Source organism: Microbacterium sp. USHLN272 (assembly GCF_037149655.1).
GTDB lineage: Bacteria > Actinomycetota > Actinomycetes > Actinomycetales > Microbacteriaceae > Microbacterium > Microbacterium galbinum.
On the sequence record NZ_JBBCRA010000001.1, the window covers coordinates 2508529 to 2529280 of the forward strand.

Below are 20752 nucleotides of genomic sequence, written 5' to 3' on the forward strand. Positions count from 1 at the left end.
TTAGTACGCCACGCCCGCGTGCAGGATCACATTCGCGTACGGGGTGAACTCGCCGGAGCGCACGAACGCCCGCGCCCCGTGGGTGAGCTTCTTGAAGTCGACGTGCGGCACGAGCTCGATCTCGAAGTCCATGCCGGCGAACCGCTCGCGCAGCGCCTCGAGTACCTCGGGACTCTTCTCGGCGACCTCGGCCGACACCGTGGCGCCCTCGACGACGAGCTCGGCGAGCACGGTGTCGAGCACGTCGAAGAACGCGGGCGCCCCCGGGCGATAGGCGAGATCGATGCGCTCGGACCCCGGAGGGATCGGCAGGCCCGCATCGGTCACGACGAGCAGGTCGGTGTGCCCGGTCTCGCTGATGACCCGCGACAGCGCGGGGTTGATCGTGGTCGCGGTCTTGCGCATGGCGGCTCCGGTCTCTGTGGTCGGGTGGCGGTGGGGTCAGTTCACGGGCGCCGCTTCGCGCTCCGCGAGGAACGCGTCGACGTCGGCGCGCAGCGGCAGGCTCGGCGAGGCGCCCTGCTTCGTGACGGTCAGGGCGCCCGCGGCCGTCGCCAGGCGCACGGCGTCGGCGAGGCTGCTGCCGTTCGCGAGCGCGGCGCCGAGATACCCGGCGTAGGCGTCGCCGGCGGCGGTGGTGTCGACGGCGGTGACGGGGAACGGCGGGATGACGGATGCTCCCTCCGAGGTGACCACGCACGACCCCTGTCCGGCGAGGGTGATGACCGCGGCGCCGACGCCCTGGTCGAGGAACCAGCGTCCGGCGCGCTCGGCGGATTCGGCATCCGTCACCTCGATGCCGCTGATGAGCGTCGCCTCGGTCTCGTTCGGCGTGACGATGTCGATGTTCGCCCACACCTCGACGGGCAGCGTCGCGGCCGGTGCGGGGTCGAGGATCACGGTCATGCCGTGCTCGCGGCCGCGGCCGGTGATGTGCGCCGTGAGGGCCGAGGGGGTCTCGAGCTGGGTGAGCAGCACCGAGGTGGTCGGGGCGAGGGCGGCGAGTGCCTCGTCGATCTGGTCGGTGTTGAGGGAGGCATTGGCGAGCGGCACCATCACGATGTCGTTCTGCGCCGAGGCGTCGACCCGGATGTGCGCGATGCCGGTCGGGCCGGGCACGGTGCGCAGGTGCGCCAGGTCGACCCCGGCTTCGCTCAAACCGTCGACGACGAGGTCGTGGAAGAGGTCGTCGCCCACGCATCCGACGAAGCTCGTGCGGGCGCCGGAACGGCCGGCGGCGACGGCCTGGTTGGCGCCCTTGCCGCCGAGCATCAGGGTGAACTGATCGCCCAGGATCGTCTCGCCGCGCGCGGGGAGGCGCTGCGAGAAGGTGGTCACATCGGCGGTGACGCTGCCGACGATCACGACGCCGGAACGGTCTTCGGGGTATGCGGGGGCCATGTCGCTCCTGGTCGTCTTCGACGGCGATGTACGTCGGCCGGAGCTTTGACATCGCCCCGCGCCTGTCATTACATTAGCCGAAAGCGAACCTGTAACGACAGGTTGTCCCCGAGGAGTCCCGATGACCGTGATCGCCCCCCGCCTGTACGTCGACAGCGCCGACGTCGACCGGGTGTCCCGGCTCCTCGCCGCGGGCGTCGTGCACGGTGTCACCACGAACCCGACGATCCTCGAACGCGGCGGCCGCACCGCCGGCGAGATCCCGGAGCTCTACGCCCGGTGGGAGTCCGAGGGAGCCGCCGAGATCTTCTTCCAGACGTGGGGCGGCGACACCGCGTCGTTCCTGCGCAACGCCGAGCGCATCCGCGAACTCGGACCGCGCGTCGCCGTGAAGGTGCCGGCGACCGCCGCCGGGTTCGCCGCGGCATCCGCTCTCGTCGCCGACGGCGCCACCGTGCTCGTGACGGCCGTCTACTCCGTCGCCCAGGCGCTCGCGTGCGCGAGCATCGGTGCGCAGTACATCGCGCCCTACCTCGGGCGCATGCGCGACGCCGGCATCGACGGCGATACCGTGATCGCCCGCATGCAGGAGGTCTGCGAGGGCAGCGGATCGAACGTGCTCGCCGCGTCGCTGCGCACGGCCGACGACATCGTCGGGCTGCGCCTGGCTGGGGTGCCCTACTTCACCGCCGCGCCCGACGTGATCGAGCAGGCGCTGTTCCACGAGGTCAGCGACAGCTCGGCGGCCGAGTTCGACGCGGCCATGGTGCGCCTCGGGGCGTAGCGGTTCTCGGCGCTGCGGTGAGCGGGAGGGGCGGATGCCTAGGCCGAGGCGGCCTGGCGCAGCCACCGCTCCACGCCCGCGATGTGGGCCGTGGCGAGCGAGGTCGCGAGCGCCGGGTCGTGGCGGGCGATGGCATCGGCGATCGCCCGGTGCTCCGACAGGGTGCGCTCGACCGCGCCGCCCTCGGTGAGTCCGCGCCACACGCGGGCGCGCACGGTCTGACTGCTGAGGTGCTCGATCAGGCTCGCGAGGTACGCGTTGCCGGCCATGCCGACGATCTCGCGGTGGAAGCGGATGTCGTGCTCGACGAGTTCCTCGATCGTCACCGAGGCGTCGACGCGCTCGACCTCGTCGACGAGGGCCGCGACCTGCTCGTCATCGCCGAGGGTCGCGGCGAGGCCGGTGGCCTGCGACTCCAGCATCCGCCGTACGGCGAAGATCTCGAGCATCGAGTCGTCGTCGTGCATGTCGACCACGAACGAGATCGCCTCGAGCAGCAGGTGCGGTTCGAGGCTCGTCACGTAGGTACCGTCACCGCGGCGCACGTCGAGCACCCGGATGACCTCGAGGGCCTTCACCGCCTCGCGCATCGAGTTGCGCGACAGGCCCAGACGCTCCGACAGTTCCTTCTCGGGGGGAAGCCGATCGCCCGGCGACAGCTCGCCCGACACGATCATCGCCTTGATCTTCTCGATCGCCTCATCGGTGACTGCCATGGCCGTCATCCTAGCCAGTGATCCGATGTCTGAGGCAGGATGGGCGTATGCGAGTCCTCGATACGCACCTGCACATGTGGGACGAAGAAGTCCTCACCTACACCTGGCTGGAGGGTCCCTACGCCTACCGCTTCGCCGAGACGGAGGTCGAGCACGATCGCCTCGACGTCGAGCGCGAGGAGGCGGTGTTCGTCCAGGCCGAGACGACCGAGGGCGATTACATCGGAGAGGTGCGGTGGGTGCAGTCCCTCGCCGGGCGCCTCGGGATCGCCGGAATCGTCGCCGGTGCGCAGCTGCACCGCGGCATCGACACGGTGACGCACCTCGAGGAGTTGGCGACGCATCCGCTCGTCGTCGGTGTGCGCCACAACCTGCAGAACGATCCCGACGGCCTCGCCGTGTCGAGCGCCTTCGTGACCGGAGCGCGCGAGGTCGCCGCCCGCGGGTGGACGTTCGACGTCTGCGTACGGGCCGCGCAGCTGCCCGACATCGCCCGCCTCGCCGGCGCCGTGCCGGAGCTGCGGATGGTGCTCGACCACCTCGGCAAGCCGGCCGTCGGCACGGCGGATGCCCCGCTCGCCCCGTCCGCGGAATGGGTGCGCGACATCGAGGAGGTGGCGAAGCATCCGGAGGCGTTCTGCAAGCTCTCGGGTCTGCCCGCCGAATCCGGGGGCGTGTGGAGCGCCGAGCAGCTCGTGCCGTTCCTCGACGCCGCCGCGGATGCCTTCGGCGTCGAGCGCCTGATGTGGGGGAGCGACTGGCCGGTGTCGTCGATCGGCCCGGCCGAGGAGGGCGACCCGCATGCGCCGGCCGACGGCTCGGCGACGTACCAGCCGCACGCGCGGCAGCGCTGGCTCGACACCGTGGTCGAGTGGGCCGAGACGCGCGGGCACGACGTCGATGCGATCCTGTGGGCGAACGGGCGGCGGTTCTACCGATTGGACGACCCGCGGGTGGAGTCGGCGGATGCTCCCCGCCGGGGGTTCTTCGGGCGGCTGTTCGGGGGCTGATCAAGGGGGGCGTACGGGTTATCCACAGGGGTGGCGGTCTGAGCTCCGTCCATTTCGCTGATGTGCCAGGCTCTCTCCGACGCTTGGGGCGCGGTGAGGGGATCGTATGGACGGCTGGAATGTGGATGCCGATGGCGTGCTCGCTCTGCTGACGAGCATCGATGCGGTGGGGCCAGATTTCGAGAGATCGCATCGGGACGTCACCGACGCCGCCGAATCGAGCGCGACCCTGGTCGCGGGTGGACGGACGGTTCTGAAGACTGCCTGGACGACCTTCATCGAAGATCGATCGCTTGTGCCGGGAAAGATCATGCACGAGGTCGCGGCCGCCGCGTCGGCAGTGAGCGAAGCCACGGCCGCGCTGGTGGCGGGTGACGAGCAGATCTCGCTCGATACCCTCGCAGCGCAGAGCAGAGCGGAGAGCTGGGGTATCGCTCCGGTCGAGGCGTACAGCGCGTCGGCAGGTGAGAGCTGATGGCGATCCCCGAGGATTCAGTCGTCGAAGTGGTTTCGCCGGCGAACGTCGAGCACCTCGACTCCCTCCTGTCGTCGGCACAGTCGAAGCTGGACGCCGCGATGGAGGAAGCTCAGAAACAGTGGCTGACGCTGCCGGACGTCCTTCAGGTCGTCGGGGCGGACGGCATGAACTACCTGCTCGACCCGTCGTCTCGCGCGGTGCAGGAATGGGGCACCGCACTCGCAGCGGCGCGGACGGCGCTGTCAGATGCTGCGACGGAAACGCTTCCCACGTTGGTCACCCGGCGTGCCCGGCTTCTCGAGCGGATCGTCGAGGCGAACAGGCAGTCGTCGGATGCCGATGGTGCAGTGGCCCTCGCGGACGCCCAGTACTGGTCGGCGTACGGCAGTGACCCGGAGTCTTCTTCGACCACGCCGGCTCGGGAGTCGCGGACGGACGCGCTGCACAGCCAGGAGCGGGCCCGCGAGATCGTGTCGCAGCTGGAGAGCGACATCGAGGCCTTCCGGCGTGACGTCGAAGCGGAGGAAGAGGCCATCGCGAGGAAACTGACGGGAATCAGTGGTGGCGATGAGGTGCTCGGCGCATGGGGTGACGAGGTGCGGGTCTCGCAGACGTTTTGGGGTTTTGCCGAGCAGGCGTATCCGGGTGCACCCCGACGGGCCGTCGACCTGACGGAGCATCTGCGGGACTCCGTTGAAGAGGCGGCCGTGGCGAGGATCAACAGGTTGAGTGTGACGGATCCGGCGGCGGCGCAGGAATGGCTCGATGCGCACCCCGAGTTCGCGGCGACGGTCGGGCTGATCGACCCTGCGGTGGCGGCGCGTCTGTGGCAGGGCATGGCGTCGGAATCGACGCGAGCTCCGACCGATGGCGGCGGTGAGCGCTGGACGACGGGGCCGCTGGCTCAGCTCTTCGACATCGCACCGTTCACGATCGGCAACCTGAACGGGATCCTGGCGAAGGACCGTGACGAGTTCAACCGCGAAACGATGCGGCAGACGCTTGACGATCCAGACGCGACTGCAGAGCAGCGTGCCGCGGCCGAGCAGGCGCAGAAGGCGCTGGATCGTGCGCTGGAAGCGTCGCCGGAAGGGACCGTCGTGCAACTCGTTGCGTTCGAAGTTCCGGCCGACGGTGGCGAGCGGGACATGCGCGCGGCGATCTCGGTGGGTGACCTCGACACTGCGCAATACGTGGGGGTGATGCTCCCCGGAATGGACAGCAGTGCCGCGGTGTCGATGGACGGTCTCGTCGGTAATGCGGTCAATATGCAAGACGCGCATGTTCGCGTTGGTAACACGGAGCCAACCGCGACAGTGGTCTGGATGGGATTCGAGTCGGCCGGAGCGAATCCGTTCACGAGCGAGTTCCTTGGGCGTGACGACCTCGCGCAGGAGGGGGCGCTGCCACTGGTGCGCTTCTTGGGCGGCGTTGATGCGACGAATCCCTCGGCCGAGACGACCATTCATGCCTACTCGTACTCCACACGACTCGCGACTTACGCACTGTCCGCCGGTCCGTACGGCGGTGGCGAAGTCGATCATCTGGTCCTCTACGGATCGCCGGGCCTGGCAGAGCCTGTGCGAACGGTGGACGATCTCGTCGGGGTTTCTCCGGGTGAGGTGTACTCGACGAAGTCGGTTGGGGATCAGCTGAGGCTGCCGAGACCCGAGATAGTGCAGGTCCAGGTGTATGGCTTCGTGATGGCGACATCAGCCGCGTCGGGGCAGGCAGGCATGGCAGAACTAGGGGAAGCGTTGTCGGATGTCGGCGTAGACAATGCGGATCCGAACGATCCGTCCTTCTGGGGTGGCCACGAGCCGAACGTCTTCATTTCGGATGGTGTGTTCGGGCACGCCGCCGACAAGTCTCCGCGTTCGGACGGGTACTGGAGCCGGGGCTCGGATTCGGTCGACGATGGTGCGCTGATCTCGGCGGGGCGGGGGGATGAGGTCGAATGAGCGATCGCTTTTGGTCCGCAGCGAGAGTGGTCGGTGCGCTAGCCGGATTGCCCCTGATGCTATGTGCTGTTGGTTGCGGGGAAGCAAAGGAGACCGGGATGAATTCGCAGGCGGCGCGCGAGCAGGTGAGGGTGGCGGTCGAGGCCGTGCAGTCTGCTACTGGCGCGGAGTGGGAATCCGTGACTGACCTAGGACCGATCGGCTGTTCTCCGGGGCTTGAGCAGATGGTTGCAACGTGGAAGGGGGTGGCAACAGCGGATCGTGATGCCGCGTACGCGGAGGTGCGTGAAGCCCTCGAGGAAGTTGGATTCTCGACTCACATGATCGCCGCGAGTTCGAAGACTCCCTCCGTGGGGTCTCAGACCGGCGATGGGTTCGGGCTCGCATTCTCGTACCCGATCGAGAGGGGGCCGATATATCTCTCGGTTGGGAGTGACTGCTTCCCGCTCGAGGAATGGCCGGATGAAGAAGATTAAGCAGACGGCGACGCGGGCGCTCTCGGTAACAGCGATCGGACTCGCCCTCGTCTTCACCGGGTGCAGCACCGACAAAGACGCCGCCATGAATTCGACGAAGGCTCGTGATCAGTTGGACATCGCGGTGGAAGCCGTGCAGTCGGCGACAGGGGAGGACTGGGTGCTCGAAGTAGCGCCCGGGCCGATCGGTTGTTCTACTCCCGGTCTCGAGCACCTGACGACCTCGTGGCAGGCCACGGCGACGGTCGATCGTGATGCGGCGTACACGGCGGTGCGCGAGGCCCTGGAAGGCGTCGGGTTAGAGACTCGGATCCTCGGACCGGACTCCAAGACTCCCACTGTCGCATCCCAGACCGGAGACGGATTCGGGTTGGACTTCGCCTACCCGATCGAAGGCGGACCCGTTTATCTGCACATAGGAAGCGATTGCTTCCCCTGGAGGAGTGGCCGAGCGACGAACCGGACGACTCCGGGCCCTGACACCGCACACACAACGAAGGAGATCTCACCTCCCGCAGGAGCATCCGAACCATCTGCTCCTGCGCAACGCGAGATCTCCTCCGTGACGTGCGACGTGCGACGTGCGCCCCGCGTCTACTCCGACCGCAGGCGCAGCTGCGCCATGCCGCCGTCGACCTCGATGAACGTGCCGGTCGTCGAACCGGCCGCCGGCGAGACAAGGTAGGCGACGGCCGCCGCGACCTCGGCCGGGCTCACGAGTCGGCCGTGGGGCTGGCGGGCTTCGAGGGCCGCGCGCTCGGCGTCGGGATCGGATGCCGCGCCCAGCAGTCGCCCGACCCACGGGGTGTCGGCGGTGCCGGGGTTGACGGCGTTCACGCGGATGCCCTCACGCAGGTGATCCGCCGCCATCGCGCGGGTGAGCGCCGAGACGGCACCCTTCGATGCGGTGTACAGCGCGCGCTGCGGGAGTCCGGTGGTGGAGGCGATGGATGCCGTGTTGCAGACCGCCGCGGCCGGCGACTCGCGCAGCCAGGGCAGAGCGGCCGAGGTCACGCGGGCGATGCCGGTGACGTTGATCGACAGCACGCGGGCCCACTCGTCGTCGTCATTGGCGGTGATGTCGCCGGTCGCGCCGATACCGGCGTTGTTGACGACGATGTCGAGGCGTCCGAACTTCTCGCCCACGGCGGCGATCGCCGCATCGACGCTCGCACGGTCGGAGATGTCGGCCGTGAACGCGGCGAAACGGGCATCCGCTCCGGAGGTGTCGCGGTCGAGGATGGCGACCTGGGCGCCATCCTCGTGCAGCCGCGCGGCGATCGCCGCGCCGATGCCCGAGGCGCCGCCGGTGACGATCGCGACCAGGCCGTCGAGCGCGCCGCTCACTTCGCCGCCTCCCAGGCCACGAACTCCTGGCGCTGGTGGCCCAGGCCGTCGATCTCGACCTCGACCACGTCGCCCGGGGCGATGTAGGGGAAGTTGCCCGAGAGCGCGACGCCCTGCGGGGTGCCGGTGAGGATGAGGTCGCCCGGCTCGAGGGTCACGTACTGCGACAGGTGGTGAACGATGTGCTCGACCGAGAAGATCATGTCGCTCGTGTTCGAGTCCTGACGCGGCTCGCCGTTGACGAAGCTGCGCAGGCCGAGCGCGTGGTGGTCGACCTCGTCGGGGGTGACGAGCCACGGGCCGGTCGGGTTGAAGCCCGCCGCGATCTTGCCCTTCGACCACTGGCCGCCCGAGACGGCCATCTGGAAGTCGCGCTCCGAGACGTCGTTCGCGAGCACGAAGCCGGCGACGTGGGCCATCGACTCCTCCGGCGAGTCGAGGTACGCGGCGCGGGTGCCGATGACGATGCCGAGCTCGACCTCCCAGTCGGTCTTGCTGCTGCCGCGGGGGATCGTGACGGTGTCGTTCGGGCCGACCACGGTGTTCGGGGTCTTCAGGAACAGGATCGGGATGGTCGGCGGTTCGGAGCCGGACTCGGCGGCGTGCGCGGCGTAGTTCATGCCGATGCAGATCACCGCGCTCGGACGCGCGATGGGCGCGCCGATGCGGAGGGCTGCGGCATCCTCGAGCTCGGGGAGCTCTCCGGCGTCGCGGGCGGCGGCGACGCGGGAAGCGAAGTCGCTTTCGAGGAAGTCGCCGTTCACATCGGATGTCACCGAGCGGAGGTCGAGGTAGCGATCACCCTCGACGAGGACGGGGATCTCTGTACCTGGGGTGCCGAGCCGCGCGAACTTCATGATTCTCCTGATCCTTCGGGTGGCCGCCCAGTGACGGCCGTCGTCGTTGACAGTATAGACATCGGATGTTTACACTCCAAGGGATTGCATGGGATTTCTCCATGCCCCGAGAGGAACCGTACCCGTGAGCCGCATCGTCGCACTCGACACCACCGACATCCGCTTCCCCACGTCGCTCAGCCTCGACGGCTCCGACGCGATGAACCCCGACCCCGATTACTCGGCCGCGTACGTGGTCGTGCGCACCGATGCCGAGGACGGCATCGACGGCCATGCGTTCGTGTTCACCATCGGCCGCGGCAACGACGTGCAGGTCGCGGCGATCGACGCGCTCGCGGGGCATCTCGTCGGACGCGAGATCGAACCGCTGCTCGACGACATGGGCGGAACCTTCCGCGAGATCATCGGCGACTCGCAGCTGCGCTGGCTCGGCCCCGAGAAGGGCGTCATGCACATGGCCATCGGTGCCGCGATCAACGCGCTGTGGGACATCAAGGCCAAGCGTGCGGGGATGCCCCTCTGGCAGCTGCTCGCGCGGATGACACCCGAGGAGCTCGTCGACCTCGTCGACTTCCGCTACCTCACCAACGCCCTCACCCGCGACGAGGCCCTCGTGATCCTCCGTGCCGCCGAGCCGGGCCGCATCGAACGCGAGCGCGAGCTGCTCGCCACCGGCTACCCGGGATACACGACCAGCCCCGGCTGGCTCGGCTACTCGGACGAGAAGCTCGAGCGTCTCGCCCGCGAGGCCATGGCCGACGGCTTCACCCAGATCAAGCTCAAGGTCGGCGCCGACCTCGACGACGACATCCGCCGCTTCCGCAAGGCCCGCGAGGTGTGCGGCCCCGACTTCCCCATCGCGATCGACGCGAACCAGCGCTGGGAGGTGTCGGAGGCGATCGAATGGGTGAACGCGCTCGCCGAGTTCCACCCCGCCTGGATCGAGGAGCCCACCAGCCCCGACGACATCCTCGGCCACGCCGAGATCGCCCGCGGCGTCGCCCCGATCCGGGTCGCCACCGGCGAGCACGCGCAGAACCGCATGATCTTCAAGCAGCTGCTGCAGGCCGACGCGATCTCGGTGATGCAGATCGACGCCGTACGCGTCGCCGGCGTCAACGAGAACATCGCCAACCTGCTGCTCGCCGCCAAGTTCGGGGTCCCCGTCTGCCCGCACGCCGGCGGAGTGGGGCTCTGCGAGGCCGTGCAGCACCTGTCGATGTTCGACTTCGTCGCCGTCACCGGCACCCGCGAAGGCCGGATGATCGAGTTCGTCGACCATCTGCACGAGCACTTCGTCGTGCCCACCGACATCCAGGGCGGGTCGTACATGGCCCCCACCGCACCCGGGTCGGGCATGGAGATGAAGGCCGACAGCATCCGCACCTACACGTGGACCGGCGCGCATGTCGTCGCCTGATCGCGTGCTCGACATCCCCGCCCTCGGCTACGGTGCGGCGAACGTCGGCAACCTCTTCCGCGCGCTGAGCGACGACGACGCCTGGGCGGTGCTGGATGCCGCGTGGGAGAGCGGCATCCGCTACTACGACACCGCCCCGCACTACGGCCTCGGCCTGTCGGAGCGGCGCCTCGGCGCCTTCCTGCAGACGAAGCCCCGCGACGAGTTCGTGCTGTCGACCAAGGCCGGACGACTCCTGCGCCCGAACCCCGAGCACACCGGCGGCCTCGACACGGCCAACGACTTCCACGTGCCCGACGACCTGCAGCGGGTGTGGGACTTCTCGGCCGACGGCATCCGTCGGAGCCTCGACGAGTCGCGCGAGCGCCTCGGTATCGAGCGCATCGACCTGCTGTACCTGCACGACCCGGAGCGGCACGACCTCGACCTCGCGCTCGCCGAGGCCCTGCCCGCGATGGAGCACCTGCGCGCCGACGGACAGGTCGCGGCGGTCGGCATCGGGTCGATGGTGTCTGATGCCCTGGCGGCCGCCGTGCGCTCCGCCGACCTCGACCTCATCATGGTCGCGGGGCGCTACACGCTGCTCGAGCAGCCCGCCGCCGCCGACGTGCTGCCGGCGTGCCGGGAGACCGGAACGGGGATCGTCGCGGCATCCGTCTTCAACTCCGGACTGCTCGCGGCGAGCGAACCGCGCCGCGACGGCCGGTACGAGTACGGTCAGCTGCCCGACGACCTGTGGGATCGCCTCGTGCGCATCGCCGCGGTCTGCGCCGACCACGGCGTGCCGCTGCCGGCCGCCGCGATCCAGTTCCCGCTGCAGGCGGCCGAGGTGCGCTCGGTCGTCGTCGGGGGCAGCCGCCCCGCGCAGCTCGAGCAGAACGCCGAGTACGCCGCGCTGGCGATCCCCGCCGAGCTCTGGCAGAACCTGGCCGCCGAGGGGCTCATCCCGGCGCGCTGACCGCCGCTGCCCCGTGGCCGTAGAGACCCGTGGCCGCGCGGACCCGAACCACGCGGCCACGCACCACCCCGATCGAAGGAACCCCGTGCTCGAAGGCATCCATCCCCTGCTCACCGGCGAGCTGCTGCTGCACCTCGATCGGATGGGGCACTCCGATTCGGTCGTGATAGCCGACGCGCACTTCCCCGCCTGGGGGCTCGGCGCACGGGTGATCGACCTGCCCGGAACGACCACGCCCGAGGTCGTCGCGGCGATCCGCACCGTGCTGCCGCTCGACGACGCCCCCGGCCTGGACCTGATGACCTCGGCCGATGGCGAGGTTCTCGAGGTGCAGCGCGAGCTGATGGTCGCCGCGGGTACCGAGCTCGAGACCACGCGGTTCGTCGAGCGCTTCGCGTACTACGAGGTCGCGGCATCCGCGTATCTGATGGTGCGCACGGGCGAGACGCGCAAATACGGCAACGCGCTGCTGCGCAAGGGCGTCGTCGGGCACGCGTCGGCCTGAGATCTCGGGCGCTCGCGGTTCACAACTCCGGAGGTTTGGGGAGGGGAAGCCCGGAATGGGTCGATCCGGTGGCACCCGGACGCACTTCTCCGGATCTCTGCGCGCGACAACGCGTACCCAACTCAGGACGAACGGGCCGAAGCGGGTCGAATCGCCCCCGCAAGCGGGGGTTCCGGGCAGTTTGTCCTGAGTTAGGTACGCCCGGCAGCTGGCAAGCGCCCGACGGTCGACTCGCGCACCACGAGCTCGGCCGCGAACGGCGTCATCGCGGGCGGCGGAGCGGCGGGATCGGCGAGCTGCTGCAGCAGCACCGCCCCCGCGGCGCGACCGATCTCGTAGCCGGGCTGCCGCACGCTCGTGAGCGGCACCACGCCCTGATGCGCCTGGGCGACATCGTCGAAGCCGATGATCGCGACGTCGTCGGGCACGCGGATGCCGTGGCGCACGAGCTGCGTGAGCACCCCGAGCGCGACCATGTCGTTCGCGGCGAAGATCGCGTCGGGCAGCTCGGCGGAGGGGAGGGCCGCGATGCGCGCGCCCGCGGTCATGCCGTCGTCGGTGGTGAGGTGATCGACGTCGATCACCTCGATCGCAGCATCCGTCCCCTCGACCGCCTGGCGGAGTCCGGCGAGGCGGTCGTTCGACTGGCTGACGGTCGGGCTGCCGAGGAACATCACCCGTCGGCGTCCGATCGAGAGCAGGTGCTCGCCCGCGAGGCGTCCCCCGCCGACGTCGTCGAAGAGCACCGAGGCGACCTTCGTGGAGGGCGGGATGGGGCCGACGACGACCGAGCGGATGCCGCGATCGGCGAGCGTCTCGAGCCGCGGCGCGACATCGCCGAAGGGGTAGATGATGATGCCCTGCACGCGGTGCGCCTCGAACATGTCGAGGTTGCGGCTCTCCTGCGCGCCGTCGCGGTTGCTGTTGCTGAAGAACAGCGACCAGCCGGCCTCGCGGGTGATGTCTTCGACGCCGCGGGAGAGCTCGTGGAAGTAGGGGAGCCACGCGTCGAGCAGAATCAGGGCGAGCGCGGTGCTCGACCCCGCACGCAGTTGGCGGGCCGACTCGTTGGGCACGTAGCCGAGCTCCTCGATGGCCGCCCGCACCTTCTCACGGCTGGAGGCCCGGAGCACGTGCGGGTGGTTGAGGTAGTTCGACACCGTCGACGACGAGACGCCGGCGAGGGCGGCGACGTCTTTGACGCTCGCGGGCATCGATCCTCCGTGATCACCGTGCGGCGCACCGTGCGCCGATGGGTGGCATCAGCGTAACCGACGTTATTGGCACGTTACAAGAAAGTTCTTGACATCGATCGGGCACGGCGCATAGCGTGACCTGCACATCGCTTTGGCACGTGCCAATCGATGGAGGCGACGGTGCCGCACACCCGCCTCCGAGGGATCGCATGAACATCGGCTGTCACGGGCTCGTCTGGACCGGGAACTTCGATGCCGACGGCATCCGTCTGTCGGTCGAGAAGACCAAGGAGGCCGGCTTCGACCTGATCGAGTTCCCCCTCATGGATCCGTTCTCGTTCGACGTCGCCGCCGCGAAAGACGCTCTGGAAGAGCACGATCTCGCCGTCAGCGCTTCGCTCGGCCTGTCGGAGGCGACCGATGTGACGAGCTCCGACCCGGCGATCGTCGCCGCGGGCGAGGCCCTGCTGCTCCGCGCCGTCGACGTGCTCGCCGACCTCGGCGGCACCCACTTCTGCGGCGTCATCTACAGCGCCATGAAGAAGTACATGGAGCCGGTCACCGCCGAGGGGCTCGAGGGCAGCCGCCGCGCGATCGCGAAGGTCTCCGACCACGCCGCCGAGCGGGGCGTCTCGGTCGCCCTCGAGGTCGTCAACCGTTACGAGACGAACGTGCTGAACACCGCGCGGCAGGCGATCGACTTCGTCGGCCGGATCGACCGACCGAACCTCGGCATCCACCTCGACACGTACCACATGAACATCGAGGAGTCGGATATGTTCGCGCCGGTGCTCGACGCCGCTCCGCAGCTGCAGTACGTGCACATCGGCGAGAGCCACCGCGGCTACCTCGGCACCGGATCGGTCGACTTCGACACGTTCTTCAAGGCGCTGGGGCGCATCGGTTACGACGGCCCGATCGTGTTCGAGTCGTTCTCGTCGGCGGTCGTCGCGCCCGATCTGAGCCGGATGCTGGGGATCTGGCGCAATCTGTGGACCGACAACGTCGAGCTGGGCGCGCACGCGAACGCGTTCATCCGCGACAAGCTCATCGCGGTCGACTCGATCCGTCTGCACTAGCCGGATCGCTCGGGCGGGGAAGCTGTGACCAAGTTGTTATTACAGGTCTTCCCCTCCCGGACTTCATTAGATACATTTAGGTACAACTTGCGCGGGAGACCGCGGAGCGTCAGAATTGATCCGATGTTTAACCCCATCGGGTGAACGCAGCAACGAAGCAGCAGTGAACAAGAACCTTCAAGGAAGCAGGTGAGGCACGTGAGTGATCCCATCCTCAAAGTGGAGGGCATCAGCAAGGGATTCCCCGGTGTCCAGGCGCTCAAGGACGTGCATCTCGAGGTGCGCGCCGGGGAGGTTCTCGTCCTCGTCGGAGAGAACGGCGCCGGCAAGTCGACCCTCATGAAGATCCTCTCCGGGATCTACGCCAAGGACGAGGGCACGATCGTGTTCGAGGGCCGGGAGGTCGAGCTCACGAGCCCGCTCCAGGCGCAGGAGCTCGGCATCACGATCATCCACCAGGAGCTCAACATGATGCCCGACCTCACGGTCGCGCAGAACATCTTCGTCGGGCGCGAGCCGCGCACGGGTCCGTTCCTGTCGGAGCGCAAGCTCAACCAGCAGACGGCCGAGCTGCTCCAGCGGCTCAACATCCACCTCGACCCGAAGGCCCGCGTCGGCGACCTGACCGTGGCCGAGCAGCAAATGGTCGAGATCGCCAAGGCCCTCTCGTTCAACGCCAAGGTCCTCATCATGGACGAGCCCACCTCGGCGCTCACCGACTCCGAGGTCGAGACGCTGTTCGTGCTGATCGAGCAGCTCAAGGCATCCGGCACCGGCATCGTCTACATCTCGCACCGCATGGACGAGCTGCGCCGCCTCGCCGACCGCGTCAGCGTGCTGCGCGACGGTGCATACATCGGATCACTCGACAAGGCCGAGGTCAGCATCCCGAAGATCATCGAGATGATGGTCGGACGCGCGATCGACGAGGGCACCCGCCCCACCGCCCGCGATCACATCAACGACCCGGTCGTGCTCGAGGTGCAGGATCTGTCGACCAAGAGCCTGCTCAAGGACATCTCGTTCCAGCTGCACAAGGGCGAGATCCTCGGGTTCGCCGGTCTCATGGGCGCGGGGCGCACCGAGACCGCTCGCGCGATCATCGGTGCCGACCCCAGCGACGGTGGCACGGTGACCATCTCGGGTCGGCCGGCGAAGATCGGGCAGCCCGCGGATGCCGTCAAGCACGGCGTCGGCTACCTCTCGGAGGACCGCAAGCTCCTCGGGCTCATGCTCGAACAGGACGTCACGTTCAACACCGTGCTCGCCTCGCTCGGCTCCTACGCCAACGGGATCGGCTGGATGGGCGACGGCAAGGCGAAGAACCGCACCAAGGAGTACGTCCAGCAACTGCGGGTCAAGACGCCCTCGGTCAACCAGGTCGTCAAGCTGCTCTCGGGCGGCAACCAGCAGAAGGTCGTCATCGCCCGGTGGCTGATGCGCGACTGCGACATCCTCATCTTCGACGAGCCGACCCGCGGCATCGACGTCGGAGCGAAGGAAGAGATCTACCGCCTGATGCAGCAGCTCGCTGACCAGGGAAAGTCCATCATCGTCATCTCGTCGGAACTGCCCGAGATCCTCCGCGTCGCGAACCGCATCGCCGTGTTCGCGAACGGCCGGATCACCGGGACGCTCCGCAACGAGGAAGCCAGCCAGGAGAAGATCATGCAACTCGCAGCCCATGGGGAGGAAGACTGATGAGCACCCCGCAGAACGGGTCGTCGACGACGACGATCATCCAGACCGCCGTCAACGAGAACACCGACAAGCGCGACATCGGCGGCTTCCTCCGACGCCAGGTGCAGCAGTCGCTGGCGTTCGGCACGCTCGTCGTGCTGTTCATCTTCTTCTCGGTCGCCAGCCCGAACTTCCTCACGTGGAGCAACGTCTCCGGCATCCTGCTCTCGACCGCGGTCATCGGCATCCTCGCCCTCGGCACCACGTTCGTGATCATCACCGGCGGCATCGACCTGTCGCTCGGTACCGGCATGGCGCTCTGCTCGGTCATGACCGGTGTCTTCATCACCAACATGGGGCTGCCGGTGTTCGTCGGCGTCATCGGCGGTATCGCCACCGGTGTGCTGATGGGCCTCGTCAACGGCGTCAACATCACGTTCCTGCGGCTGCCCCCGTTCATCGCGACCCTCGCGATGATGATGATCGCCGGTGGCCTCGCGCTCGTGATCTCGGGCGTCGCGCCGATCTACTTCTCGTCGTCCGCTCCGGACTTCAAGCAGATCGCCCTCGGCACCCTCATCCCGGGCCTCCCGAACGCCGTGCTCATCACCCTCGTGCTCGCGGTCATCGCGTACCTCGTGCTGTCGAAGACGCTGCTCGGCCGCTACACCTTCGCGATCGGCTCGAACGAAGAGGCCACCCGCCTCTCGGGCGTCAACACGCGCCGCTGGACGATCTTCGTCTACATGTTCGCCGGAGCGTTCACCGGAATCGCCGGCGTCATCATCGCCTCGCGCCTCGACTCGGCCCAGCCGCAGATCGGTACGGGCTACGAGCTGCAGGCGATCGCGGCCGTCATCATCGGCGGCACCTCGCTGCTCGGCGGACGCGGCTCGATCCTCGGCACCGTGATCGGTGCGCTCATCATGAGCGTGCTCGTCAACGGCCTCCGGATCATGTCGATCCAGTCCGAGTGGCAGAACATCGTCGTCGGCGTCGTGATCCTGATCGCGGTGTTCTTCGACTCCCTGCGCAACCGCGCACGCACCTGACCCCGGAGGCGGCGCTGTGCCCGCCGCCTCCGATCGGCGACCCGGCCGACACCGCGGAGCGATCCGCACCGGCACACCGCACCACGAATGTCCCACTCCGGCTCCCGGGCCGGCACACACACAAACAACGGAGTTTCCATGAAGTTCGGAAAGAAGGCCGCGTTCGCGGCTCTGATCGCCTCGGCGGCGATCGTCGTGGCAGGCTGCTCGAGCAACGCGGGCGGCGGCGACGCCGGTGGCGACGCCGGCAGTGGTGACGAGATGTACATCGCCCTCGTCTCGAAGGGCTTCCAGCACCAGTTCTGGCAGGCCGTCAAGAAGGGCGCGGAGGAGAAGGCCGCCGAGCTCGGCGTCACCATCACCTTCGAGGGCCCCGCCGCCGAGACTGAGGTCGACGCCCAGCTGCAGATGCTGCAGACCGCCATCGACAAGAAGCCGGCTGCGATCGCGTACGCCGCGCTCGACCCCGAGGCCTGCGTGCCCTACCTCGACAAGGCCAAGGCCGCCGACATCCCCGTCGTGTACTTCGACGCACCGTGCGACGGCGACGTGGGCCTGAGCCTCGCCGCGACCGACAGCAAGGTCGCCGGAGCCCTGGCTGCCGAGCACATGGCCGAGCTCATCGGCGGTGAGGGCGAGGTCGCCATCGTCGGCCACTCGCAGATCAACTCGACCGGTGTCGAGCGTCGTGACGGCTTCGTCGAGAAGATCGAGTCGGACTACCCCGACATCGAGATCGTCGACATCCAGTACGGCGACGGCGACCACCTGAAGTCGGCCGACATCGCCAAGGCAATGATCGCCGCGCACCCCGACCTCAAGGGCATCTACGGCACCAACGAGGGCTCCGCCATCGGCGTCGTGAACGCGGTCAACGAGCTCGGCCTCGAGAAGGGCAAGCTCACCATCGTCGGATTCGACTCCGGTGCGGCCCAGATCAACGCGATCAAGGACGGCACGATGGCCGGCGCCATCACGCAGGACCCGATCGGCATCGGTGCGCAGGTCGTGCAGGCCGCGTACGACGCCGCCAACGGCGAGACGGTCGACGAGTTCTACGACACGGGTTCGTACTGGTACGACAAGACGAACCTCGAGGACGACAAGATCGCCGCGGTTCTCTACCAGTGATCTGATCTCCGGATCGAGAGGCCCCTCACCTTCGGGTGGGGGGCCTCTTCGCGTCTCGAGGAGGGACGCTTCGACAGGCTCAGCGACCCAGTTTCGGAGCGATGCACGGAGATTCTGGGTCCCTGAGCCTGTCGAAGGGCCCTCCCTGCGGCATCCGTTCGGGAGGAGTTCTCGCGTTCGGGAGGATCGAAAGAGCGGATGCTTCCGGCGGAAGGCGAGTTCTCCTCCGTTGTTGCGCGTACGGGACGCTTCGACAGGCTCAGCGACCCAGTTTCGGAGCGATGCACGGAGATTCTGGGTCCCTGAGCCTGTCGAAGGGCCCCGCCACGAAGAGAGCCCCGGACGCCGGAAAGGCCCGGTATCCGAGGGGGACACACCGGGCCTTTCCCAACCGGAGAGAGGGGGGGATCCTCCGGTTGCATCCGCCGTCAGAGACGGCGGAGGAATGTGAGCTGCGAAGAGGGTTCCACGATCAGTTCCTGCAGCGCCGCATTGAACGGCACACCGGCCGGGGCCGAGATGTGCGCCTGGAACGCTGCGTGATCGCGATAGACCTCGTACACGAAGAAGCGATCGGGATCGTCGACGAGTCGCGTGGCATCGAAGACCACGTTACCTGTTTCTGCTTGTACTTCCACGGAAAACTCGCGCAGAAGTTCGGCGACGCGATCGCCCTCGCCGGGGCGGGCGGTGAAGGTGGCGTGCAGGATGGTGGGTTCGGATTCGGATGCGGATGCGTGGGACAACGGTGTCTCCAGAGGTCGGTCGGTTCAGCGCGAGAGTGCGAGCAGGCGGGCGGGGTTGGCGACGAGCATCCGATCCACGGCCTCGTCTCCGATGAGGGTGCGCAGGCGCGGCACGTAGCGTTCGCCGAGGTAGGCGAGCCCGGGCATCCCGCCGTAGGCGAGGTAGCGGGTGCGGCGCGCGACGTCGCCGCCGAGCAGCACCCGGTCGCCGGCGCCGCGTTCGACGACCGCGGCGGTGAGGGCGAGCAGCTCGGCATCCGATCGCGTGCGCGGCCGGGCCATGCCGTCGTAACCGAGGTACGCGCCGCGCTCGGCGAGCGAGGCGTGCAGGCCCGGGTCGGGATCGCGGTCGGCGTGTGCGAGCACGATCCGATCGGATGCCGCGCCCGCGGCCGCGAGCAGATCGAGCACCTCGTGCGCCGCCGTGCAGAACTCGAGGTGCACCATGATCGGCGCCCCGGTCTCACGGTGCGCGGTCGCGAGGGCATCGAGGGTGGCGCGCTCGAAGTCGCTGATGCGCCAGTAGTCGATGCCGCCCTTGAGGAGCCCGGCGCGCACGGGGGCTCCGTCGGGGGAGTGTGCGGCGCGCGGGGTCTCCGAGGTGAGTGCCTCGGCGTCGTCGACCGGCATCCCGTCGGCGATGTCGCGCACGAACAGCGCGCTCAGGGCGTCGATGCCCCAGGTACGGGTGGGATGCTCCGTCGCGTAGTGCGCCTCGCGGTGACGCCCGGTCGTGGCGACGATGTGCAGTCCGGTCGCGGCGCTGATGCGTGCGACGGCCTCGGGGTCGCGTCCGATCCCGAACGGGGTCGCGTCGACCATCGCGGCGAACCCGCTGTCGCGCAGACCCTCGGCCTCGGCGCCCGAGAGCGCCTCGTCGTCGAGCTCGTCACCGGGCAGCAGTGGACTCACCTGGAACAGGTGCTCGTGATAGTTCGTCGCCCCGAGCAGCGCCGGGTCGATGTCGCCGAGGACCGTGCGGATCATCGGCGTGCGAACTCCGCCGCCTCGGCGAGCTGCTCGACGATCTTAAGAGTCAGATCGAGTTCGAACACGTCGGCGACCACCTGCGACCAGCCGTGGATGAAGTAGCGCCAGCCGTCGACGACGACGAGCGACCGCGCCTGCTCCTGAGCGCGGGCCTGGTGCAGGAACTCGAGCGATCCGCGGTAGTTGAACTCCCACACGTACGCGTCCTCGGGGAAGACGACGTCGTCGGGCAGGGGAGAGCCGGGGCGGTCCTTGCCGAGGCCGGTGGCGTTCACGATCACGGAGCCCGCCGGTGCCGCCGCCACCAGGGCCGCCGCCTCGGCGGGCGAGTCGGTGCGCACGTAACGAATCAGTCCCTCCGCCGTGCCGTGCTGCGCGTGGACGGCGCGCAGGTGCTCCAGCGCCTCGTCGCTGCGTGCCGTCACGGTCACCCGCGTCGGGGCATCCGCTCGTTCGGCGAGGGCCCAGCTGAGCGCCGTGCCCGATCCTCCGGCACCGAGGATGACGACCTCGGCTCCCGTGCGGGCGAAGTGGTCGGCGGGCAGGAAGTCGTTCAGGGCGAGGTCGACGGTGATCGGGTCCTTCGCGCGGCCGATGAGGCGGTCGCCGCGCTTCGAGATGCTCGAGATCTCGCTGCACGAGACCGCGAACGGGTCGAGTTCGTCGAAGAGATCGGATGCCGCGGCGTACACGTTCATCTTGTGGGTCGTGACGAGCGCTCCTCGGTGGTTCGGGTCGTCGCGGATCTGCTCGACCATCGCGACGTACTGCGCGGGCGTGGCATCCATCGGGAGGTCGTGCCCGACCAGCTCGCGGGTCGGGAGGCCCAGCACATCGGCCCAGCGGGGGAACACCTGCATGATCGACGACGATCCGGTGCTCACGCCGACGAAGCCCATGTATCCGGCGCCGGTATCCGCGTCGACGGGGAGGGAAGCGGGAAGGGAGGTGGTCATCGGGTTCTC

The 20752-nt window shown here is 68.5% G+C and carries 21 protein-coding genes; 12 read left to right on the forward strand and 9 right to left on the reverse strand.

Features of this window, described 5'->3' with window-relative positions; translation table 11 throughout:
- Both rbsD and WFJ97_RS12105 read right to left on the reverse strand, forming a co-directional pair.
- On the reverse strand, nt 1-405 hold the full coding sequence (gene rbsD / locus WFJ97_RS12100; RefSeq protein ID WP_247624440.1) for a D-ribose pyranase: 405 nt from the start codon (nt 403-405) through the stop codon (nt 1-3).
- A 36-nt stretch (nt 406-441) separates the two neighbouring features.
- Nucleotides 442-1401 (reverse strand): ribokinase, encoded by a 960-nt coding sequence (locus WFJ97_RS12105; protein ID WP_336641657.1) that lies wholly within the window; start codon nt 1399-1401, stop codon nt 442-444.
- Nucleotides 1402-1522: 121 nt separating this feature from the next.
- On the opposite strand from WFJ97_RS12105, the gene WFJ97_RS12110 reads away from it, so the two are divergent.
- Nucleotides 1523-2185 carry a transaldolase family protein gene (locus WFJ97_RS12110; RefSeq protein ID WP_247624442.1) on the forward strand — a complete coding sequence of 221 codons (663 nt, stop codon included), beginning with the start codon at nt 1523-1525 and terminating at the stop codon, nt 2183-2185.
- A 38-nt stretch (nt 2186-2223) separates the two neighbouring features.
- Here the strand turns inward: WFJ97_RS12110 and WFJ97_RS12115 are convergent, their stop codons facing one another.
- Entirely contained in the window at nt 2224-2901 is a 678-nt protein-coding gene (locus tag WFJ97_RS12115; RefSeq protein WP_247624443.1) for a FadR/GntR family transcriptional regulator, read from the reverse strand.
- 47 nt (nt 2902-2948) lie between these two features.
- On the opposite strand from WFJ97_RS12115, the gene WFJ97_RS12120 reads away from it, so the two are divergent.
- The 4 genes from WFJ97_RS12120 (at nt 2949) to WFJ97_RS12135 (ending at nt 6826) form a co-directional block, all read left to right on the forward strand.
- Nucleotides 2949-3911, forward strand: coding sequence for an amidohydrolase family protein (locus tag WFJ97_RS12120; RefSeq protein WP_336641658.1), 963 nt, complete (start codon nt 2949-2951; stop codon nt 3909-3911).
- A 106-nt stretch (nt 3912-4017) separates the two neighbouring features.
- On the forward strand, nt 4018-4386 hold the full coding sequence (locus tag WFJ97_RS12125; protein ID WP_336641659.1) for a DUF6507 family protein: 369 nt from the start codon (nt 4018-4020) through the stop codon (nt 4384-4386).
- Entirely contained in the window at nt 4386-6350 is a 1965-nt protein-coding gene (locus WFJ97_RS12130; RefSeq protein WP_336641660.1) for an alpha/beta hydrolase, read from the forward strand. Before WFJ97_RS12125 ends, WFJ97_RS12130 begins: the two co-directional genes overlap by 1 nt.
- Before the next feature lie 98 nt (nt 6351-6448).
- Entirely contained in the window at nt 6449-6826 is a 378-nt protein-coding gene (locus tag WFJ97_RS12135; RefSeq protein WP_336641661.1) for a hypothetical protein, read from the forward strand.
- Between the two features lie 594 nt (nt 6827-7420).
- Here the strand turns inward: WFJ97_RS12135 and WFJ97_RS12140 are convergent.
- Together WFJ97_RS12140 and WFJ97_RS12145 are read right to left on the reverse strand one after the other, a co-directional pair.
- Nucleotides 7421-8173, reverse strand: a complete 753-nt coding sequence (locus WFJ97_RS12140) for an SDR family NAD(P)-dependent oxidoreductase (RefSeq protein WP_247956972.1) — start codon at nt 8171-8173, stop codon at nt 7421-7423.
- The gene (locus WFJ97_RS12145; protein ID WP_336641662.1) at nt 8170-9030 is read right to left on the reverse strand and encodes a fumarylacetoacetate hydrolase family protein; all 861 of its coding nucleotides are present in this window, start codon (nt 9028-9030) and stop codon (nt 8170-8172) included. Before WFJ97_RS12145 ends, WFJ97_RS12140 begins: the two co-directional genes overlap by 4 nt.
- A 124-nt stretch (nt 9031-9154) precedes the next feature.
- On the opposite strand from WFJ97_RS12145, the gene WFJ97_RS12150 reads away from it, so the two are divergent.
- From WFJ97_RS12150 to WFJ97_RS12160, 3 genes are all read left to right on the forward strand, one after another.
- The gene (locus WFJ97_RS12150) at nt 9155-10450 is read left to right on the forward strand and encodes an L-fuconate dehydratase (RefSeq protein WP_336641663.1); all 1296 of its coding nucleotides are present in this window, start codon (nt 9155-9157) and stop codon (nt 10448-10450) included.
- Nucleotides 10437-11408 (forward strand): aldo/keto reductase, encoded by a 972-nt coding sequence (locus tag WFJ97_RS12155; protein WP_336641664.1) that lies wholly within the window; start codon nt 10437-10439, stop codon nt 11406-11408. The genes WFJ97_RS12150 and WFJ97_RS12155 overlap by 14 nt, the downstream gene beginning before the upstream one ends.
- A gap of 85 nt (nt 11409-11493) precedes the next feature.
- Entirely contained in the window at nt 11494-11913 is a 420-nt protein-coding gene (locus WFJ97_RS12160; RefSeq protein ID WP_336641665.1) for an RbsD/FucU family protein, read from the forward strand.
- Nucleotides 11914-12104: 191 nt separating this feature from the next.
- On the opposite strand, the gene WFJ97_RS12165 is transcribed toward WFJ97_RS12160, so the two are convergent.
- A complete protein-coding gene (locus WFJ97_RS12165) occupies nt 12105-13127 on the reverse strand; it encodes a LacI family DNA-binding transcriptional regulator (RefSeq protein ID WP_336641666.1) in 1023 nt (340 codons plus the stop codon).
- A gap of 191 nt (nt 13128-13318) precedes the next feature.
- Here WFJ97_RS12165 and WFJ97_RS12170 point away from each other — a divergent pair, with 191 nt between their 5' ends.
- The 4 genes from WFJ97_RS12170 (at nt 13319) to WFJ97_RS12185 (ending at nt 18051) form a co-directional block, all read left to right on the forward strand.
- Entirely contained in the window at nt 13319-14188 is an 870-nt protein-coding gene (locus WFJ97_RS12170) for a sugar phosphate isomerase/epimerase family protein (RefSeq protein WP_336641667.1), read from the forward strand.
- A 198-nt stretch (nt 14189-14386) separates the two neighbouring features.
- Nucleotides 14387-15889, forward strand: coding sequence for a sugar ABC transporter ATP-binding protein (locus WFJ97_RS12175; protein ID WP_247624452.1), 1503 nt, complete (start codon nt 14387-14389; stop codon nt 15887-15889).
- On the forward strand, nt 15889-16920 hold the full coding sequence (locus WFJ97_RS12180) for an ABC transporter permease (RefSeq protein ID WP_247624453.1): 1032 nt from the start codon (nt 15889-15891) through the stop codon (nt 16918-16920). The genes WFJ97_RS12175 and WFJ97_RS12180 overlap by 1 nt, the downstream gene beginning before the upstream one ends.
- Before the next feature lie 138 nt (nt 16921-17058).
- On the forward strand, nt 17059-18051 hold the full coding sequence (locus WFJ97_RS12185) for an ABC transporter substrate-binding protein (RefSeq protein WP_247624454.1): 993 nt from the start codon (nt 17059-17061) through the stop codon (nt 18049-18051).
- A gap of 428 nt (nt 18052-18479) precedes the next feature.
- Here the strand turns inward: WFJ97_RS12185 and WFJ97_RS12190 are convergent, their stop codons facing one another.
- The 3 genes from WFJ97_RS12190 to WFJ97_RS12200 are packed head-to-tail and all read right to left on the reverse strand — an operon-like array spanning nt 18480 to nt 20743.
- Nucleotides 18480-18797 carry a putative quinol monooxygenase gene (locus tag WFJ97_RS12190; protein ID WP_336641668.1) on the reverse strand — a complete coding sequence of 106 codons (318 nt, stop codon included), beginning with the start codon at nt 18795-18797 and terminating at the stop codon, nt 18480-18482.
- A gap of 24 nt (nt 18798-18821) precedes the next feature.
- Nucleotides 18822-19784, reverse strand: coding sequence for a phosphotriesterase family protein (locus WFJ97_RS12195; RefSeq protein ID WP_336641669.1), 963 nt, complete (start codon nt 19782-19784; stop codon nt 18822-18824).
- A complete protein-coding gene (locus WFJ97_RS12200) occupies nt 19781-20743 on the reverse strand; it encodes a shikimate dehydrogenase family protein (RefSeq protein WP_336641670.1) in 963 nt (320 codons plus the stop codon). Before WFJ97_RS12200 ends, WFJ97_RS12195 begins: the two co-directional genes overlap by 4 nt.
- Nucleotides 20744-20752: the final 9 nt, after the last annotated feature.

What these genes read in the sequence shown, in the direction of transcription:
- rbsD (WP_247624440.1), bottom strand. Translation starts at nt 405, where the DNA reads ATGCGCAAGACCGCGACCACGATCAACCCCGCGCTGTCGCGGGTCATC.
- WFJ97_RS12105 (WP_336641657.1), bottom strand. Translation starts at nt 1,401, where the DNA reads ATGGCCCCCGCATACCCCGAAGACCGTTCCGGCGTCGTGATCGTCGGC.
- WFJ97_RS12110 (WP_247624442.1), top strand. Translation starts at nt 1,523, where the DNA reads ATGACCGTGATCGCCCCCCGCCTGTACGTCGACAGCGCCGACGTCGAC.
- WFJ97_RS12115 (WP_247624443.1), bottom strand. Translation starts at nt 2,901, where the DNA reads ATGGCAGTCACCGATGAGGCGATCGAGAAGATCAAGGCGATGATCGTG.
- WFJ97_RS12120 (WP_336641658.1), top strand. Translation starts at nt 2,949, where the DNA reads ATGCGAGTCCTCGATACGCACCTGCACATGTGGGACGAAGAAGTCCTC.
- WFJ97_RS12125 (WP_336641659.1), top strand. Translation starts at nt 4,018, where the DNA reads ATGGACGGCTGGAATGTGGATGCCGATGGCGTGCTCGCTCTGCTGACG.
- WFJ97_RS12130 (WP_336641660.1), top strand. Translation starts at nt 4,386, where the DNA reads ATGGCGATCCCCGAGGATTCAGTCGTCGAAGTGGTTTCGCCGGCGAAC.
- WFJ97_RS12135 (WP_336641661.1), top strand. Translation starts at nt 6,449, where the DNA reads ATGAATTCGCAGGCGGCGCGCGAGCAGGTGAGGGTGGCGGTCGAGGCC.
- WFJ97_RS12145 (WP_336641662.1), bottom strand. Translation starts at nt 9,030, where the DNA reads ATGAAGTTCGCGCGGCTCGGCACCCCAGGTACAGAGATCCCCGTCCTC.
- WFJ97_RS12155 (WP_336641664.1), top strand. Translation starts at nt 10,437, where the DNA reads ATGTCGTCGCCTGATCGCGTGCTCGACATCCCCGCCCTCGGCTACGGT.
- WFJ97_RS12165 (WP_336641666.1), bottom strand. Translation starts at nt 13,127, where the DNA reads ATGCCCGCGAGCGTCAAAGACGTCGCCGCCCTCGCCGGCGTCTCGTCG.
- WFJ97_RS12170 (WP_336641667.1), top strand. Translation starts at nt 13,319, where the DNA reads ATGAACATCGGCTGTCACGGGCTCGTCTGGACCGGGAACTTCGATGCC.
- WFJ97_RS12180 (WP_247624453.1), top strand. Translation starts at nt 15,889, where the DNA reads ATGAGCACCCCGCAGAACGGGTCGTCGACGACGACGATCATCCAGACC.
- WFJ97_RS12185 (WP_247624454.1), top strand. Translation starts at nt 17,059, where the DNA reads ATGAAGTTCGGAAAGAAGGCCGCGTTCGCGGCTCTGATCGCCTCGGCG.
- WFJ97_RS12195 (WP_336641669.1), bottom strand. Translation starts at nt 19,784, where the DNA reads ATGATCCGCACGGTCCTCGGCGACATCGACCCGGCGCTGCTCGGGGCG.
- WFJ97_RS12200 (WP_336641670.1), bottom strand. Translation starts at nt 20,743, where the DNA reads ATGACCACCTCCCTTCCCGCTTCCCTCCCCGTCGACGCGGATACCGGC.